Below are 796 nucleotides of genomic sequence, written 5' to 3' on the forward strand. Positions count from 1 at the left end.
TGTTATACATAGTTTCGGAAGTCGAACTCCTCGATGTTGTCGGGAATCACGAACACCTTTTCCTTTTGTTGTGTCACGGTCATGTTCACCGTGTCCACGAAAACTGCCATCGCCTTTGCAATCCTCTCGCTCATTGCTTCATCGGTCAGGCGTTCCGTTATTCTTGTGAAAAGCTCTGTCCCGTCCAGTTCCGTCATGACCTTTCCGGCGTGTCGCATTTCCTCATCGGATGGTGATTCCTTCCGTATGGTGTGTACTGCCATGTCAATATCCTCGAAGCTACTTCCCGAAGCCTGCTTTTTGTCTGGTTCTTCATCCTCCGGTTCATCTTCTCCGTACTCCAGTTCCGAGGGCGGGATGCTCGTGAAGGTTTCATCGAGTTTGTCCTCCGGTACTTGTGTCGGGCGTGAGACGGTTTCCGTGTTTCCGTCGTCAAAAGTAGCCTCTTCCTCCGACAGCTCAATGCCTTTTTCCGAAGTGGCGGCTTCTTGCGTCGGTATGGCAGCGGTTGTCCGGGTCGATGCCATCTTGAAACGGCTCTTGCCAATGATGTCCGAGGTGTCTGCGTGAGGTATTTCCTTATCCTTTCCTTGCTCTGCCACCGTACTGTCCAATGACCGCCACAGCCCGGCAATATGTCTGAAGAAACGGATGAGCTTCGTGTCCATGATGCGGTCATAGAACAGCAGAAACAGAAACCACACGTTGCAAGCAACCGATACGATTAAAAACGCCTTTGTCATAATCTTACTTTTTGGGCGTTTTCAATCTGTTCCATGTACTGCTGCCCGTATTG

General features: G+C 50.5%; 1 protein-coding gene. It reads right to left on the reverse strand.

What is annotated here, in order from left to right:
• Positions 1 to 2: 2 nt before the first annotated feature.
• Positions 3 to 743, reverse strand: a complete 741-nt coding sequence (locus DXA54_RS28000; protein ID WP_005643920.1) for a hypothetical protein — start codon at positions 741 to 743, stop codon at positions 3 to 5.
• Between the last annotated feature and the right edge of the window lie 53 nt (positions 744 to 796).

This window comes from Bacteroides sp. OF03-11BH (assembly GCF_003604005.1).
GTDB classification, from domain to species: Bacteria; Bacteroidota; Bacteroidia; order Bacteroidales; family Bacteroidaceae; genus Bacteroides; species Bacteroides ovatus.